Source organism: Actinobacillus porcitonsillarum, from assembly GCF_003101015.1.
GTDB classification, from domain to species: domain Bacteria; phylum Pseudomonadota; class Gammaproteobacteria; order Enterobacterales; family Pasteurellaceae; genus Haemophilus_A; species Haemophilus_A porcitonsillarum.
On sequence record NZ_CP029206.1, the window covers coordinates 550,850 to 566,938 of the forward strand.

The 16,089-nt window shown below is 40.5% G+C and carries 16 protein-coding genes and 1 pseudogene; 10 read left to right on the top strand and 7 right to left on the bottom strand.

What is annotated here, in order from left to right:
• Positions 1-17: 17 nt before the first annotated feature.
• On the top strand, positions 18-932 hold the full coding sequence (locus DDU33_RS02845; RefSeq protein WP_005821001.1) for a LysR family transcriptional regulator: 915 nt from the start codon (positions 18-20) through the stop codon (positions 930-932).
• Between the two features lie 67 nt (positions 933-999).
• Here the strand turns inward: DDU33_RS02845 and DDU33_RS02850 are convergent, their stop codons facing one another.
• Entirely contained in the window at positions 1,000-1,614 is a 615-nt protein-coding gene (locus DDU33_RS02850; protein ID WP_005821003.1) for a DsbA family protein, read from the bottom strand.
• Positions 1,615-1,623: 9 nt separating this feature from the next.
• Complete coding sequence (locus tag DDU33_RS02855; RefSeq protein ID WP_005821005.1) at positions 1,624-2,364, bottom strand: alpha/beta hydrolase; 741 nt, start codon at positions 2,362-2,364, stop codon at positions 1,624-1,626.
• A 123-nt stretch (positions 2,365-2,487) separates the two neighbouring features.
• Between DDU33_RS02855 and DDU33_RS02860 the strand changes: the two are divergent.
• A pseudogene (locus DDU33_RS02860) lies at positions 2,488-3,378 on the top strand (LysR family transcriptional regulator).
• Positions 3,379-3,399: 21 nt separating this feature from the next.
• On the opposite strand, the gene DDU33_RS02865 reads toward DDU33_RS02860, so the two are convergent.
• The 5 genes from DDU33_RS02865 to DDU33_RS02885 all read right to left on the bottom strand — a co-directional run bounded on the left by DDU33_RS02865 (position 3,400) and on the right by DDU33_RS02885 (position 7,115).
• Complete coding sequence (locus DDU33_RS02865) at positions 3,400-4,392, bottom strand: virulence RhuM family protein/type II toxin-antitoxin system death-on-curing family toxin (protein ID WP_005821006.1); 993 nt, start codon at positions 4,390-4,392, stop codon at positions 3,400-3,402.
• A gap of 259 nt (positions 4,393-4,651) precedes the next feature.
• Positions 4,652-5,863, bottom strand: coding sequence for an NADH:flavin oxidoreductase/NADH oxidase family protein (locus tag DDU33_RS02870; protein ID WP_108923032.1), 1,212 nt, complete (start codon positions 5,861-5,863; stop codon positions 4,652-4,654).
• Between the two features lie 113 nt (positions 5,864-5,976).
• Complete coding sequence (locus tag DDU33_RS02875; RefSeq protein WP_108923034.1) at positions 5,977-6,297, bottom strand: ArsR/SmtB family transcription factor; 321 nt, start codon at positions 6,295-6,297, stop codon at positions 5,977-5,979.
• 119 nt (positions 6,298-6,416) lie between these two features.
• Complete coding sequence (locus DDU33_RS02880; protein ID WP_108923036.1) at positions 6,417-6,839, bottom strand: type II toxin-antitoxin system VapC family toxin; 423 nt, start codon at positions 6,837-6,839, stop codon at positions 6,417-6,419.
• A gap of 9 nt (positions 6,840-6,848) precedes the next feature.
• Positions 6,849-7,115: a type II toxin-antitoxin system prevent-host-death family antitoxin gene (locus DDU33_RS02885; RefSeq protein WP_108923038.1), complete on the bottom strand. Its 267-nt coding sequence runs from the start codon at positions 7,113-7,115 to the stop codon at positions 6,849-6,851.
• Between the two features lie 207 nt (positions 7,116-7,322).
• On the opposite strand from DDU33_RS02885, the gene DDU33_RS02890 reads away from it, so the two are divergent.
• The 8 genes from DDU33_RS02890 (at position 7,323) to DDU33_RS02925 (ending at position 16,086) form a co-directional block, all read left to right on the top strand.
• The gene (locus DDU33_RS02890; RefSeq protein ID WP_108923040.1) at positions 7,323-8,756 is read left to right on the top strand and encodes an MFS transporter; all 1,434 of its coding nucleotides are present in this window, start codon (positions 7,323-7,325) and stop codon (positions 8,754-8,756) included.
• A complete protein-coding gene (locus tag DDU33_RS02895; protein ID WP_108923042.1) occupies positions 8,740-9,171 on the top strand; it encodes a MarR family winged helix-turn-helix transcriptional regulator in 432 nt (143 codons plus the stop codon). Before DDU33_RS02890 ends, DDU33_RS02895 begins: the two co-directional genes overlap by 17 nt.
• Before the next feature lie 222 nt (positions 9,172-9,393).
• On the top strand, positions 9,394-9,969 hold the full coding sequence (locus DDU33_RS02900; protein WP_108923044.1) for a restriction endonuclease subunit S: 576 nt from the start codon (positions 9,394-9,396) through the stop codon (positions 9,967-9,969).
• Positions 9,970-9,979: 10 nt separating this feature from the next.
• Positions 9,980-10,348: a hypothetical protein gene (locus tag DDU33_RS02905; RefSeq protein WP_005821023.1), complete on the top strand. Its 369-nt coding sequence runs from the start codon at positions 9,980-9,982 to the stop codon at positions 10,346-10,348.
• Between the two features lie 3 nt (positions 10,349-10,351).
• Positions 10,352-11,863, top strand: a complete 1,512-nt coding sequence (locus tag DDU33_RS02910; protein WP_108923046.1) for a type I restriction-modification system subunit M — start codon at positions 10,352-10,354, stop codon at positions 11,861-11,863.
• Between the two features lie 129 nt (positions 11,864-11,992).
• On the top strand, positions 11,993-12,748 hold the full coding sequence (locus DDU33_RS02915; protein ID WP_108923048.1) for a DUF3800 domain-containing protein: 756 nt from the start codon (positions 11,993-11,995) through the stop codon (positions 12,746-12,748).
• 208 nt (positions 12,749-12,956) lie between these two features.
• Positions 12,957-14,123, top strand: coding sequence for a restriction endonuclease subunit S (locus DDU33_RS02920; RefSeq protein ID WP_108923050.1), 1,167 nt, complete (start codon positions 12,957-12,959; stop codon positions 14,121-14,123).
• Positions 14,124-14,151: 28 nt separating this feature from the next.
• Positions 14,152-16,086 (top strand): ATP-binding protein, encoded by a 1,935-nt coding sequence (locus DDU33_RS02925; protein WP_108923052.1) that lies wholly within the window; start codon positions 14,152-14,154, stop codon positions 16,084-16,086.
• The last annotated feature ends 3 nt before the right edge of the window (positions 16,087-16,089 follow it).

Consider the following 16,089-nt stretch of genomic DNA (forward strand, 5'->3'; position numbering starts at 1 on the left):
TCAAAAAATGGAATAATATGAATAAACTGGATGCATTACGTTACTTTTGTGTGGCAAGCGAAACCCTCAACTTTCGTGAAACAGCGGTACGCTTATCTGTATCGCCACAAGTCGTCAGCCGAACTATTGCGGAGCTAGAAAATACTTTGGGCGAACCACTATTCAAACGCAACACCCGTAACGTCCAGCTTACTGAGTTTGGTCAGCAATTTTTAGTGGAGGCACGACAATTTTTAAATGAAGAGGCACGTTTATTCAGTTTCGCCAAAACTAACCAACAGGCTATTCAAGGCACGGTGCGGATTACCCTGCCGCCACTGCCTAATCACACACAAATTTTAGCGGACTTATTACAAGCCATTGCGCCCTATCCTAACTTAGCTATTGATTGGCGTGTGGATTTAACCTCGTTAAAAGCGGTGGATAATCAAATTGATATGGGTATCCGCATTTGCCAAAAGCCCGAACCGGATTGGATTACGCATCATTTAGCCACTGTAGAAGAAAAAATTGTAGCCTCGCCAGCCTTAATCGAAAAATTGGGAATGCCTGCGGATCTCACCGATTTGGCTAAACGTTATCCACTGGCAGCGATGTTTAATGCTCTGCAAGGGCGTATTTGGCAGTGGCAAATCAATGCCGAACATACCATCACACCACCTGCCCCCAAATTTATCAGTAACGATATGGCAAGCGAACTGCAAGCAACCCTATCTGGGCAAGTTTGCTCACAATTATTAGGTATGTTCTGCCAGCCTTATTTGGACAGCGGAGAACTCGTGGAACTTTTCCCCGACATTCCGAAACAACCGTGGCAAATCTATCTCTACCGCCCATATCAAACCGTTACCCCTTTGCGAATTGTGAAAGTGTTTGAACTGTTAAGAGAGGTTTTGAGTAAGCGGTGGGATTTTCAACGTGGTTGGGCGTAAAAATACAAGCGGTGGGATTTTCAGGGAATTTTGCAAATGCAAAACTTATGAAAATTCCACCGCTCTTTTATAAGCGTTGTAAGTAATCCTTCAACCCTTGAATGTCCCCATACAACAACTGGCTCGGCACAATATGCAACCGTTCATCTTTTTCCACAATCAACTGCGGCACGCCTTGCACACCGCAATGGTGGGCGAGTTGTTGCCCGAATTGAAGACGTTGTTCCAATGCCGTTTGGGTAGATTGTTCGCTAAGCAATGGCACCGCTTGGCTAAGGTTGAGCTTGTGCAGCATCTGTTCAATCACCGCCAAATCCGCATTATCCAAACCGTCCACATAACGTGCTGTCTGCAATGCTGCCAACACGGCAAGCTCTTTTTCAGGGGCAATTTGTTGCACCGCTGTTAAAGCCAGCAAACTGTTTGCCGAATCAAAATCGCCTTCGCCTTGCAACACGTTTTCCAAATACGCCTGACTAAACGGCTGACCGGTCAATTTTTCAATCCGCTGATCGTTTCCCCACGCATAGCGGGCGAAATCGGCGTCCATTTTACGACCGCTTTGATAAAACAGACCCGTTGGCGTGAGTGTAAGCGGATAGATTTCATTCAGTTTTTGCAATGTTGCTGACGCCCCATAACACCAGCCACAAAGAGGATCGAATAAGTAGTAAATTTTCATTTTGTTTTCCTATTTTGCTGCCTGTTCAATCAATTCTACTGTCGCTTGCGGTTGCGAAATGATAGACAAATGACTGCCTGAAACGGTTTTGGTTTGAGCGTTAATCATCGCCGCAAAAGATTGTTGTGCCTTAAACGGCAAGGCGTTGTCTTGTTCCGCAAGCAAATAGTAGCTTGGTTTGGTTTTCCACGCTGGCTCTGCAACCGCTTGCCCAAAGGCTTTGGCGCTGATTGGTGTTTGAGTGGCAAACAAGCCTTGAACTTCCGACAACGGCAAGTCGTTCGCCATCACTGCCTGATACACTTCCGCATTTGGCAACCAAATCATTCCGTTTTCATCAGGCTGCAACCCTTCACTTGCTGCTTGATGACGTTCTAACGCCATTACTGCATTTTCGCCGCTATTTGGCACAATTGCCGACAAATAGACTAATTTTTTAACCTTTTCGTGCTGACCAGCTTGGCTAATCACCACCCCCGCCCACGAATGTCCAACTAGCACCACATCGCCATCTTGACGATCTAACACCTGCTTAACCGCCGCCACATCATCATCTAACGAAGTCAGTGGATTTTGCACCGCCGTAACCTGATAGCCTTTGGCTTGCAAAGATTGAATAACGGGGCGATAACTTGAGCCATCAACAAAAGCACCGTGTACCAAAACAATATTTTTAATCATCGTGTTTTTCTCCGTAGCCTGTGCCGTTACCGAAAGCCCGATTAGTGCGACACAAGCCAGTTTTTTCATTAGGTTAAACATTTTTCTGTACTATAAAATTGATTGGTGTGTGTATTCTAAGGAAATAAAAATAAAGAAAAATAGCAAATTTAGAATATAATTGTTTCGGATTAAGAAACAAAAAGGATAACTATGGACAAACTCACCGCTATCAAAGTCTTTCTGAGCGTTGCCGAAACAGGCAGTTTTACCGCTACCGCAGAACGTTTAGAAATTTCCAAACCGATGATCAGCCGTTATGTTGCTTTAATGGAAGAATGGCTGAACGCCCGACTGTTTCAGCGTTCCACCCGCAAAGTCGCCCTGACAGACGCAGGCGAGCAAGCGGTGCTTTTCTGCCAAAAAATTACCAATCTAACCGCAGAAATGGAACAGGAAATGATGGCACAGCAAGGCGAATTGCGTGGCGTGTTGCGTGTAACCAGTAGCCAAACTTTCGGGACGTATCATTTGGTACAAATGGTCAATCGCTTTTTGCAGCTGCACCCGAAATTGAATATTCAGCTATTGCTCAACGATCAGCCAATGGATTTAATCAGTGAGCGGATCGATCTTGCCATTCGGATTACCAACAACCCCGACCCGAATTTTATCGCCCGAAAACTTGCCGATTGCCATTCCTTGCTAGTGGCAACGCCTGATTATTTGGCAAAGTTCGGCACACCAACGCAGCCCAAAGATTTGTATCAACATCACTATTTGTCGCACCACAACATCAACCGCAAAGCGTGAAAATGCACACAAGGGGAACAAGAAGTGTTGCTCGACCTCAACAGCCGTTTCACCACCAACGACACCCAAGCCTTGCTCAATTCTGTGCTGGACGGCAACGGCATTGCGATGTTGCCAAAATATATGCTGGAAACCGAACTGCAACAGGGCAAACTGCAAGCTGTCCTACCCGACTGGCAACTGCCGACATTCAGCATTTATGCGATGTATCCGTCAAGGGATAAACTACCGCTTGCCGTGAGAAAATTGATTGATTTTTTGGTGGAGAGTTTTGAAGGGAAAGCGTGGTAGGGGGCGTTTGCTAATGCACTACTACCCCTTCAACAAAATAAAATGCTCTACTAAACGGATCATTAACTCTTTTTGTTCAGGCAAACTTTCTGCCACCAACAAGGCAAGGGCGACAAGGGTATTATCGTTAATCAATTCATTAACGGGTTTGGCAAGCAGGGCTTGATTTTGGTGTAAATACCATAAAAACAGGAAAGAACCAGTGCGTTTATTGCCGTCTGCAAGCGGGTGGTTTTTGATCACAAAATACAATAAATGTGCCGCACGGCTGGCAATATTTGGATAAAACCACTCTCCACCAAAGCCTTGTTCAATGGTCGCAATCGCTGATGCCAAACCATCACTTCGTAACTGCCCAAACAGCTCGGTCGCCTCGCCTTTGGCAATTAGTTCTTGTTTTAATTGCGAAATAGCGGTTAAAACATCTTCAAATACCAAGGATTTCATTTCAGGCTGCTGCACCGAAATCGCCGCTAGATTTTGCTCATCATACGCCTGCAATAAGCTCCAAGTTCTCGCATAGTCCTGCATCACACCAATAACCGCCTTACCTTCATCACTAATCAAGGCTTGGTTGGTGAGCGTTTGACTTAACAACGCCACTGCTTGGCTAAACTCCACACCTTTTTCCTGCAAGCGTTTTTGATTAATCGCATAACCTTGCACCAAAAATTGTTTCAAAGTTTGGGTTGCCCATTGACGGAATTGTGTCGCACGTTTAGAGCTAATTCGATAGCCCACAGAAATAATGGCATCAAGGTTGTAGTGTTTTCGTTTACGAGAAACCATTCTTTCACCTTCAGTTTGAACTTGTAAGAAATCCTTACAAGTTGAATTTTCATCAAGCTCTTGTTCTGCATAAACATTTCTCAGATGCATTGTTATGTTCTGAGCTTTAACCCCAAATAAGCTTGCCATTTGAGATTGCGTAAGCCACACCGTCTCATTATCCAATGAAACCTGTAAGGAAATTTTGCCGTCTGCGGACGTATAAAGTTGAATTTGGTTTTGCATAATTGATCCTGTTGAATTTGAACTTGTAAGAAATCCTTAGCAGTTAAAATTTAACCAATTCTTTTGAGTTGTTGCATTTTTTGCAATAGCTGAATTTTGACGTAAACATAGAACAAAACCGCAACCAAGAAAACAACAAGCGGTGATTTTTTCGATCAAGATCACAAAAATAAAATGTTGGACAAAAAAAGGGGCGTTCACACGCCCCCTACAAATACTGGCAAATCGCAAAATCTCATCAAAATCCGACCACTCTTTCCTAAGATCTCCCTGTACTCAACCCTGCTTTGCCGTTCTCCCAAAGGGTTTTGAATAACACTTTCCACGGCGAAAGTGTCGGATTTGGCTGTTTGCCATTGCCGATTAACGCCATTTGTGCCATATACCAATCCATTTCCAACACTGCACCGAGTTTGTTATCCACCGGGGCAAAACCTGTTTTTATGCGGGTGGTTACGATAGTTTGATAATTGCCTTGCTGAATTTGGTTTGGTAAATCGGGTTGTAAAGCAAAAGGTCGGGCGATGCCGATAAAATCCAGATGTCCACTTTGCAGTGCCTCGTTCATTGCATTTTCACTGCGGAAACCGCCTGTGATAATCAGCGGTACGTTGCAGACGGCACGGGCTTTTTCGGCATAATCCAAGAAAAACGCCTCACGCTTTTGCGTACTGGCTTTGGCGGATAACATTTCAGGGTTTTCATAATTGCCGCCTGAAATTTCAATAAAATCAATGCCTAATTCCGCCATTTTTTGCACCACTTGAATGCTGTCCGTTTCGTCAAAACCGCCTTTTTGGAAATCCGCCGAGTTGAGTTTTAAGCCGACCAAAAATTCAGGCTGCACCACCGCACGAATGGCGTGGTAAATTTCCACTAAAAATCGCATACGATTTTCAAGGCTGCCGCCCCATTTATCTTCACGGCGGTTGTGGTGCGGCGATAAAAATTGACTGATTAAATAGCCGTGTGCGGCGTGAATTTGCACGCCAGAAAATCCGGCTTTTTCGGCGATTTTTGCGGTGGTGGCAAATTGCTGAATTAAGGTGCCAATTTCGGCTTCGGTTAAGGCTCTTGGCGGATTGATAAAGCCGTCCATTCCCTGCAACGCTACCGCACTCGGTGCAACGGGCGTTGGCGATAACACTTTTGGCGACTGTTTGCCTGCGTGGTTAATCTGCATAATCAGCAACGTATCGTTTTGCGTGCCAGCCTTCGCCCATTGTTGCAAAATCGGCAAACTGCGTTCATCTGTGAGTACTACATCGTTGATCGAGCCTTTGCCGTTTTCAGCGACCATCACATTGCCCGTCACCAACACACCAGCGCCACCCTTTGCCCAAGTGTCATAAAGTTGCACCAACGGCATTGTCGGTTGGTTTTGTTTGGCAAGCTGTTCTTCCATCGCGGATTTGAAAAAACGGTTTTTGGCTGTTTTGCCGTTAGAAAAGGTAAAAGGTTGAAATAACATAAAATTCCTTGTTGAGATTATAGGTTTAAAAATATAAACCTATTTGGGTAAAAAATTACGGCTAAATACCAACAACTCTAGCAATAGCCGTGTTAGGTAATCATAAAAATTAGCTAGTCGTCCAATGGTTTAATACAACCATCTGCAATAAACGATGCCATCAAACGCCGAAAACGCTCGCCGGCTTGTTGTAGGCTCACGGTGTAATAACGCTCTTTGCCTTGCTGATCAACACGCACCAAACCGGCGTCCAACATAATTTTGAGATGGTGCGACACCGCAGGGCGTGATAAATGCAGTCGTTCGGTCAAATCATTGACATTCAAACTGCCGTTTTCAAACAAAATATGCAAAATCATCAAGCGGTTTTCATCGCTTAACACAGTAAAAGTCGGAATGCACTCACGCAAAATATCAACGGTTTTTTGGCTCATATTTGTTTATAGGTTTAAAAATTTGAACGGATTTTAAATGCGGTGGAGTGAATTGTCAAGCGGTGAAATTTCTGCTGGATTTTGGAAATGCAAAAATTTGTGGAAATCCGACCGCTCTTTTATCTTTCTTCAAAAGGATTAAACAACTTCACGCCAGTGCGGGCAAAATCGGCTGTGTTGCGTGTTACCAAAACCAAATTGTGTTGAATGGCACTAGCGGCAATCCAGGCATCATTTTCAGGGGCGTGATCGGGAATGTGCAATTTAGCGCAAATTTGGGCGGTTTGTTCGTTAATTTTTAGGATTTTGCCGTGAAAAGCAGGTTTCACGTCCATTTCAAACCAATGGCGCAAGAGTTCGCCTTGTGTTGTATCTTTACGCTCAATAGACATCACACCACGCTCTAATTCCATCATTACAACCGCATTTGTGAACATCAGATCTTTTGAGGTAGAACGAACCCAATCTGCAACATTCTTATCACATTTATTTTTTGCTAACTTTCTGATTTCGCTAATGATATTAGTATCTAATAAATACATTCTGCTCCCCTAATCATCAAAATCAACCGGGCGGCGTTGCACTCGACTGCGTGGTTGTAATTCCAATTCAACATCCGCCACGTCAGGATTGCTCGGGCAAAGCACATCGGCAATGCTCACAAACGGCTTGGCTTGTTGCACCTTTTCATATTCCGTATAGCTCATCAGCACAAACGCTGGCGTGCCACGATTAGTGATAATCACGGGTTCTTCTAAGGCATATTTTTGCGCTTGGCTGGAACGTTGGTTAAATTCACGGCTGGTCATAATCGGCATATTGCACCTCCAAATGTAGATAAGTAGATACAAGTTTAGTGCGTTTTTTCATAAAGTAAAGCAAAACAGCAAGAAATAAAATCACAAGCGGTAATTTTTTCGAGCGAGATCGCAAAATCTTTTGCAAAACCGACCGCACTTTTCCCCCCTTGCATTTAGTCCCACTTTTGACTAGAATTTCATTTTTAGTCAAAAACAGGACAATCTATGACATCAAAAACGGAAAGCTATTTTTCGGAAAATCCTGAATTTCCGAGTAAATTGATTGTAGCGACCTTATTTATCGGGGCTTTTTTTGGGTATTTGAACGACACTTTATTAAACGTGGCGTTGCCGACTTTGATGACCGAATTTCAGGTAGAGAAAACTACGGTGCAATGGTTGGTAACAGGCTTTTTATTGGTAATGGGGGCGTTTACGCCGATCAGTGCCAGTTTGATTGAGTGGTTTGAAACACGCAAATTGGTGCTGGCAACGCAGTTTACCTTTATTGTCGGGTCGGCGATTTGTACCTTTGCAACGCAATTTGAAATGCTACTTGTGGGGCGTATGGTGCAGGCGATTTCGGCGGCGTTGTTTGTGCCGTTGTTGTTCAATGCGATTTTGGCAATTTATCCGCCACATCAGCGTGGTATGGCGATGGGAATTGTCACGATGATGTTTACCGTTGCGCCGGCGATGGGTCCAACGATTTCGGGTGTGATTATCGACTATTTCAACTGGCGATATTTATTCGGGCTGACCGTGCCGTTTATGCTGTTGGCGATGTTGATTACCAGCAAATTTTTGACTGTGCGTTTAAATGAAATCACTCGCCCCAAAATCGATCTGCTCTCGGCATTTTTATCTATCACTGGTTTGAGCGGTTTGGTTTACGCCAGCAGCAACTTTGCAGCGTTGTCGTTAAGTGCGTTCTTCGCTTTGATGGCAATGTCGTTAGCGTTGATTGTTTGGTTTAGCAAACGCCAATTTGCACTCGCCACGCCACTGCTCAATTTGCGTGCCTTTCATCACGCTCAATTTCGCTATGCGGTCATCATTTTAGTTTGTGCTTATTTCCTATTTATGGGCTTAGAGGTGATGATGCCGATGTACACGCAACAGGTGTTAATGCTCTCGGCAACCGCAATGGGGCTGATTTTAATGCCCGCCAGCATTTCGCAAGCCATCGCCGCCCCGATATTTGGCGGTCTGTTAGATAAAAAAGGCGGAAGATGGGTGCTACTGCCTGCCACAATGTTGCTTGTCGGCGCATTGATTTTGATGTGGTTTTGGCTAGACCTTACCACTTCAACGCTGTTACTCAGCGCATTATTTGCTCTAATGGCATTGTCCGTTTCCGCTTGTATCACGGGCGAAACCCACGGTTTAAACGCCTTAACAAAAGAACTCAACCCACACGGCACGGCAATTTTAACCACCGTTAGCCCAATCGCCGCCGCACTCGGCACCAGCTTTTTTGTGGGAATGATCAATGTTGGCGAACATTTATCCAACGAACTTTCAAGCCAACAAGCCACCTTAAACGGCGTGCATTTATCAATGGCGAGTGCCTTAATTATTGCCGTGATCGCACTCTGGTTTGCCTTCAAAATCAAACCGCACTTATCAAAAGGAGAATTAAATGCATCTAATGGATAAACTGGGGCAGTCGATTGTGCATATCAATCGCCTCTACGAGCAATGGGCAAAGCAACAAGGCATTAGCAACAGCAATTTGCTGTGGGTTTATCACAGCTTAATTCATCATCAAAACCGCACCCAGCAAGAGATTTGCGATGAATTTGATATTGCCAAACAAACCCTATCGCCACTGTGTAAAGAGCTAGTGGCGCAAGGTATTCTAGAAATTTCTCCTATCTGCACCGATAAGCGTGAAAAACGCTGGCAACTCACAGGAAAAGGCCGCTTAGCCGCCACGCCTATTATCGAACGCCTGCGCCAATTTGAACAACAAGCCTTCGACACCCTCGGCGAACAAGAAAGCGAAAAACTGCTTGCTTTAACACAGCAGTTTGGGGAGATATTGGAAAGGCAGTTGCAGGGGAAAAGTTAGAAAGAAAGGCTAGAAAATGGAAAGCGGTGGGAATTGAAAAAATTTGCAAATTGTAAAATCTTCTTAAAATCTGACCGCTCTTTACTTTTATTATCTCGACTTATTCGTCACTTAAACACTTTAAGTTGTAATAACCATGGTGCAAAATATTATTTGACTCGCATACTCTCTCGTTTATAATTTCAACACAAATCTTGTTGTAATCGCAATGGAGTAGAATAAATGCAAGCATTAGGGGATGTTGCAAATATCCAAACAGGTTTTTTATTTCGAGCAAAAGTGCCTGAAGATGCGAACGGCAATGTGGTTGTAGTGCAAATGAAAGATTGTTCATTTTTTGATGGCATAACTTGGGATAACTGTGTTCGTACAAAGCTGGATAAAGTGAAAGAAAGTGATTGGCTTAAAAAGGGAGATATTTTGCTTGCCACAAGAGGCAACAATTATCAGCCGATTTTTGTTGAGTTTTCCCGGCAAAATTTACCAGCGGTTGCGTCACCCCATTTTTTTGTTATTCGTCCTAAAAATGCGGAAATCTTACCTGAATATCTGCAATGGTGGCTGAATTTGAAACAAAGCCAAAAGTATCTTATTCAAAATCTTGAAGGCTCGATTACCAAAAGTTTACGTCTTCCTGCCTTGGCAGAATTGTCGATAAAAATACCCTCTTTAGCAAAACAAAACGTTATCGTACAAATGGTAAAAACACTCGCTCAGGAGCGAAAAACCTTGCAAAAACTCATTGAAAATAATGAGAAGTTGATGAATGCCTTAGCCCAAGAGTTAATTTCACCGTAGGAGAAGAGCAATGAACGAATTAACCCAAACCTTTGAAAGTATTTTCCAAAATCACGGCTACAAAGGGCTTTATGGTGGATTAGATAATAAAGCTATTCACGCTCGCAAAGGGTTACAGAAAAATGAAAAAATTTTAGATCATATGGGTTCAACGGAGCTTGCCGCTAACCTATTCCGAGCCACGCAAACGGAAGAAAAACTACGTAGAGATAATATTCAGACGAAACAGGAAGCCAACCAAACCCATTTTGATGTAGGTAAAAAAGTTCGTCAAACTATTCAAGAACTTGGTGGTACAATGCCCGAAGATTTACCGACACCAGACAAAAGCATTAAAACCCTTGAAAATCATCAGAAAAAACTCACAAATAAGGAATAACCGATGTCCATTAACCAAGACGATATTAATAAAGCCCTGTGGTCTGCTTGCGATACCTTTCGTGGCACGATAAGCCCGGATACCTATAAAGATTTCATTTTAACGATGCTGTTTTTGAAATACATTTCAGACGTATGGCAAGACCATTATCAACAATATCAAGCGGAATACGGCGATGTGCCGGAATTGATTGAAGAAATGATGAAACAAGAGCGATTTGTATTGCCACCGCACGCTAATTTTTACCGCTTGTATGAGCAGCGGTTTGAAGCAGGTAATGGTGAACGTATCGATCAGGCGTTGCACGCCATTGAAGAAGCCAACGGCACAAAACTCAAAGATGCAGGCAAGAGCGTTTTCCAAGATATTTCCTTTAACACTGATAAACTAGGCGAAGAAAAGCAGAAAAACACCATTTTGCGTGAGCTGTTGGAAGATTTCGCTAAACCTGAATTAGATTTAAAACCAAGCAAAGTCGGTACGCTGGATATTATTGGCAATGCTTACGAATATTTAATTAAAAACTTTGCTGCAAGCGGTGGGCAAAAGGCGGGTGAATTTTATACGCCGCCTGAAGTATCGGATTTAATTGCCGAACTGCTCGATCCACAAATGGGCGACAGCATTTGCGATCCTGCTTGTGGTTCCGGCTCGCTGTTGATGAAGTGCGGTCAGAAAGTGGTGAAAAATCATCAAAGTAAAAATTATGCCTTATACGGACAAGAAGCGATTGGCTCAACGTGGTCGTTGGCAAAAATGAATATGTTTTTGCACAGTGAAGATAACCATCGCATTGAATGGGGCGATACTATTCGCAATCCAAAATTATTGGATAGCAATGGCGAATTGATTACCTTTGATATCGTTACCGCTAATCCACCGTTTTCATTAGATAAATGGGGTTATGACGAGGTCAGCCAAGATCGTTTTCAACGTTTTGAGCGTGGTTTACCGCCAAAAACAAAAGGGGATTACGCGTTTATCTCACATATGATTAAAACGCTCAAAGAGAAAACGGGCAGAATGGGCGTGGTTGTGCCGCACGGCGTGCTGTTCCGTGGGGCTGCCGAGAGTAAAATTCGTCAAAAATTGATTGATGAAAACCTACTAGATGCCGTGATCGGCTTGCCTGAAAAATTGTTCTATGGCACGGGTATTCCTGCGGCAATTCTGATTTTCCGTAAAAACAAAACGGACGACAGCGTGCTATTTATTGACGCCAGCAACGAGTTTAAGCTAGGTAAAAATCAAAATACACTTACTGCCGAAAATATCGAAAAAATCGTCCGCACTTACCGCACACGACAAGCGGTGGAAAAATATGCCTTTGTTGCAACTCTCGCCGATATTCAACAAAACGATTACAACCTGAATATCCCACGCTATGTGGATACCTTTGAAGAGGAACAGCTGATCGACTTGCAGCAAGTCCGTACCGAAAGAATGCAGTTAAAACAGCAGTTGGCGGAGTTGGAAACCAAAATGGAAGGTTATTTGAGGGAGTTGGGGTATTGATGGCGAGCTTGTAGGGGCGAGCCGACGTGTTCGCCCGAATATCACGAAATGTTAAATGGGCGGACACATCGGTCCGCCCCTACACAAGCGGTTAGATTTTAAGAAAATTTTACCAAATTAGGTGGGTAAATGAGCAAACAATTTAGTGATTTTATTGTTTACGTTGATGAAAGTGGAGATCATAGCCTGACATCAATAGATAAAAATTATCCTGTCTTTGTACTGGCTTTTTGTATATTTTACAAACAACACTACCGAGAAGTTATCGTCCCTAAAGTACAGCAATTGAAGTTTGATTATTTTGGGCACGATCTTGTCGTACTGCACGAAAATGAAATCCTAAAAGAAAAAGGTGATTTTAACATTTTTCGTTCTCAACAAGAGAAACTCGACTTTCTAGCACGGTTATCCGACATAATGCAAAAAAGCAATTTTGTCTTAGCCAGCTGTGTGATTGAAAAACATAAATTACAATCGAAAGACCGAGAATTACATCCATATCATTTTGCATTAAAGCATTGTTTAGAAACTCTCTTTGAGTTTGTTCAGGAGAAAAATCAGACAGAGAGAATAACGATTGTTGCAGTGGAAAGCCGTGGAAAAAAAGAAGATGCGGAGCTTGAGCTTGAATTTTTGCGAATTTGTAATGGCGAAAATCGATTTAAACAATCGCTCCCTTTCAAGGTAAAAATTGTATCTAAAATGATAAATTCAACAGGGTTGCAGCTAGCTGATTTGGTTGCTAGACCGATTGGTCGCTATATACTAGATCCAACACAACCAAATCAAGCAATTGAAATACTTAAAAATAAGTTTTATTGTGAAGGTGGTAGGAGTTGTGTTGGTCAAGGCTTTGATCAAAAAGGGTTAAAACATTTTCCATAGCCCTAAAAAGCGAAAAGCCTTGATGAAACCCACCAAGACTGTAACGCCGACCAAGCACCCTCGATCCATTTAGGGGTATTTTAAATGAAATGCGAGCCTTGTGTAAACAAAATTTACAGGGAATTAGGAAATAGTATATAGATGCTATTTCAAATTGATATATACAGCGGTTAAATTTTAAGAAAATTTTGCAAATTGGGAAAAGTGAATGAAGAAGTTGAAAGATGGGTGGGAAATAAAAACATTAGGTGAAATTGCAACAATTTCATCAGGCGGAACACCGAGCAGAAAAAATGAAAGTTATTGGAATGGGAGTATTCCTTGGGTAACTACAGCAGAAGTTAAATTTAATACGATTGTAGATACCGCTGAAAAAATTACTGATTTAGGGCTTTCTAATTCATCTGCTAAACTATTCCCGATAGGCACTATTTTAATGGCAATGTATGGTCAAGGTAAAACAAGAGGTCAAGTTGCAAAATTGGGAATAAAAGCAACCACTAATCAGGCTTGTGCTGCAATAATATTGAAAGAGAATTATCACGTTGAATTTTATTATCAATATTTGATGAGTAAATATGATGATATTCGAGAGATGTCAAATAGTGGAGGACAAGAAAATTTAAGTGCGAGTATTGTAAAATCTATCGCAATACCTGTTCCCCCACTAGAAGAACAAATCCAAATCGCCGAAACCCTTTCAACATGGGATAAGGCTATTCAAACTACGGAAAAACTGCTTGAAAATAGCAGACGGCAGAAAAAGGCGTTAATGCAGAAGTTGTTGGGAAAAGGAGAGCAAATTTTTCGATTAGAAGATTTGGGTAGTACATTCACTGGGTTGTCGGGAAAATCAAAAGTTGATTTTGGTAAAGGAAAACCATATATCCCCTATATGAATATTTTTACAAATTCACATATTGATATTCAACATTTAGAGCTAGTTGAGATTGGAAAAGATGAAACACAGAATAAAGTCAGGTATGGAGATATTTTCTTTACTACTTCATCTGAAACGCCTGATGAGGTTGGTATGAGTTCTGTGTTATTAAATGAAGTTGATGAACTATACTTAAATTCGTTTTGCTTTGGGTTTAGATTAAATAATTTTGAAAATTTATTACCTGAATATGCTCAATACTTATTTAGATGTGATGAGATAAGAAAGGCTATATCCTTATTGGGTCAAGGAGCAACTAGATATAATTTATCAAAAACACAGTTAATGAAATTAACTATTAAATTACCAAGCCTTGAAGAACAAAGAGAAATCGCCGAAATTCTTTCAACAGCAGATCAAGAGATCGAAACATTACAGCGTAAATTGGAGTGTTTGAAGTTGGAGAAAGGGGCGTTGATGCAGAGATTTTTGTAAATAAGTAAAAAGAGTAAGGAGTGTTGATATGAAAAAATTATCAGTTAGTGCGGCAGCGGATCACTTAAAAAGAATATCTCAAACATCATTTGAAAAAGCTGTTGCAGAATTAATTTGGAATGCCCTAGATGCAGATGCTACAAAGATAGATGTGTTTTGTAGTACAAATGAATTAGGAATTGAGAATATTAAGGTTGTGGATAATGGAGTTGGAATACCTGTAAATATTGCAGAAAAATCATTCTCTCAAGTAGGCAATTCTTGGAAGAAAAATTGTTTACAAACTCAAAATGGAAGAATAATTCATGGTCAAAAAGGGGAAGGTAGATTTAAAGCATTTGCATTAGGTAACAAAGTTGAATGGAAGACTATTTTCAAAGCTAATGACACTAAAAAGTACTCCTATTCTATATCATCATCTGTTAGTAGTTTAGATCATACAGATTTTTATCCTGTAAAAGAAGAACATAATGCTAATACGGGAACTACTGTTGAAATCTATAATTTAGATTCAAGAATACAAGGAGCAAAAATAGAAAATTTAATTAAAGGATTAACTGTTATATTTTCTAGTTATTTGTATTCCTACTCAGGCATTTCCATTTATGTGAATGGTATAAAACTAGACCCATTTGAAGAAGTATTAAATCAAACTGAGATACAATTAGAATTAGAAGACACTGATAAGCACACATTAAAAATTATAGAATGGAAAAATATATCAGAGAAATCAGTTTTATTGTGTAAGTCTAATGGGGCTATATTAGATACTTATAACCTGAAAAAACAAATAAGATCTCTAGGCTATAGTTTTTCTGCGTATTTATGTAGTCCTATACTAGATAACTTGAATGATGAAAATAGATTAGATCTAATAGAGTTAGATCAAAATGGTATTAGATTATTAAACTTATCTATAAATAAGATTAATGATTTTTTTAAAGAGAAAAGAAATGCTGAGTTATCTGAAAAAGTAAATAAGTGGAAAGAAGATGGAATATATCCATATATCAAAGAAGCAAAAACTGCTACAGAAATAGCTGAAAAAGAATTATTTGACATAATTGCTGTGAATGTAGAAGAGAAATTACCGAAATTTAAAACTTATGATAATCTCTCAAAGAAATTTACATTTACTCTATTATCTAAAGCACTACAAGATAATCCATCAGCTATCAAAAAAATTCTTACTGAAGTATTATCTTTATCACCAAAAGATCAAGATGCTCTAGCTAATTTATTGGAAAAAACAACATTACCTTCTATCATACGTTCTGCAAAAATTGTATCGGATAGATTGAATTTTATTACAGGATTAGAAGAATTATTGTTTGAACATAAAAAATCATTTTTAGAGCGAGATCAATTACATAAAATCCTAGAGAAAGAATCTTGGATATTTGGAGAAGAGTATCATTTATCTGTATCAGAAAAAAGATTATCGGATGTTTTAGAGAATAATTTAGGTATATTAGGAGAGCGTCAAGATATAAATAGTGACGGTTCGGTAGATAAAGACAGAATAGATTTAATGTTAAGTAGAGCTATTGAAGTAAGACCAGCAGAATTTGATTATTTAGTCGTTGAGCTGAAAAGACCTAGTAAAAAAATTGATAGTGAAGTAATTTCTCAAATTGAAAGATATGCAACAAAAGTGGCTAATGATTCGAGATTTGACAAATCTAAAACCAAATGGAAATTTTTAGCTATCTCTAATGAATTTGATGATGTAGCAGAACTAAAAGCAAATTCAAATAGTTTACCTAAAGGACAGATACTTTCTAGTGGGAATATACAAATTTGGATTTTCAAATGGTCTGAAATAATTGGAACTGCAAAAGCAAGACTGAATTTCTATAGAGAGCAGTTAAATTATGAAGCCGATGAGACTTCAATGCGTAAATATTTACAAGATACTTATTCAAAATATTTACCAGATACATTTAAAAATGAATCAAAATAGGAT

Excerpts from the sequence above, each read along its gene's own strand:
- DDU33_RS02925 (WP_108923052.1), top strand. The coding sequence starts at position 14,152 with ATGAAAAAATTATCAGTTAGTGCGGCAGCGGATCACTTAAAAAGAATA.
- DDU33_RS02855 (WP_005821005.1), bottom strand. The coding sequence starts at position 2,364 with ATGAAAAAACTGGCTTGTGTCGCACTAATCGGGCTTTCGGTAACGGCA.
- DDU33_RS02910 (WP_108923046.1), top strand. The coding sequence starts at position 10,352 with ATGTCCATTAACCAAGACGATATTAATAAAGCCCTGTGGTCTGCTTGC.
- DDU33_RS02845 (WP_005821001.1), top strand. The coding sequence starts at position 18 with ATGAATAAACTGGATGCATTACGTTACTTTTGTGTGGCAAGCGAAACC.
- DDU33_RS02890 (WP_108923040.1), top strand. The coding sequence starts at position 7,323 with ATGACATCAAAAACGGAAAGCTATTTTTCGGAAAATCCTGAATTTCCG.
- DDU33_RS02885 (WP_108923038.1), bottom strand. The coding sequence starts at position 7,115 with ATGCCGATTATGACCAGCCGTGAATTTAACCAACGTTCCAGCCAAGCG.
- DDU33_RS02905 (WP_005821023.1), top strand. The coding sequence starts at position 9,980 with ATGAACGAATTAACCCAAACCTTTGAAAGTATTTTCCAAAATCACGGC.
- DDU33_RS02875 (WP_108923034.1), bottom strand. The coding sequence starts at position 6,297 with ATGAGCCAAAAAACCGTTGATATTTTGCGTGAGTGCATTCCGACTTTT.
- DDU33_RS02850 (WP_005821003.1), bottom strand. The coding sequence starts at position 1,614 with ATGAAAATTTACTACTTATTCGATCCTCTTTGTGGCTGGTGTTATGGG.
- DDU33_RS02895 (WP_108923042.1), top strand. The coding sequence starts at position 8,740 with ATGCATCTAATGGATAAACTGGGGCAGTCGATTGTGCATATCAATCGC.
- DDU33_RS02880 (WP_108923036.1), bottom strand. The coding sequence starts at position 6,839 with ATGTATTTATTAGATACTAATATCATTAGCGAAATCAGAAAGTTAGCA.
- DDU33_RS02870 (WP_108923032.1), bottom strand. The coding sequence starts at position 5,863 with ATGTTATTTCAACCTTTTACCTTTTCTAACGGCAAAACAGCCAAAAAC.
- DDU33_RS02900 (WP_108923044.1), top strand. The coding sequence starts at position 9,394 with ATGCAAGCATTAGGGGATGTTGCAAATATCCAAACAGGTTTTTTATTT.
- DDU33_RS02865 (WP_005821006.1), bottom strand. The coding sequence starts at position 4,392 with ATGCAAAACCAAATTCAACTTTATACGTCCGCAGACGGCAAAATTTCC.
- DDU33_RS02920 (WP_108923050.1), top strand. The coding sequence starts at position 12,957 with ATGAAGAAGTTGAAAGATGGGTGGGAAATAAAAACATTAGGTGAAATT.
- DDU33_RS02915 (WP_108923048.1), top strand. The coding sequence starts at position 11,993 with ATGAGCAAACAATTTAGTGATTTTATTGTTTACGTTGATGAAAGTGGA.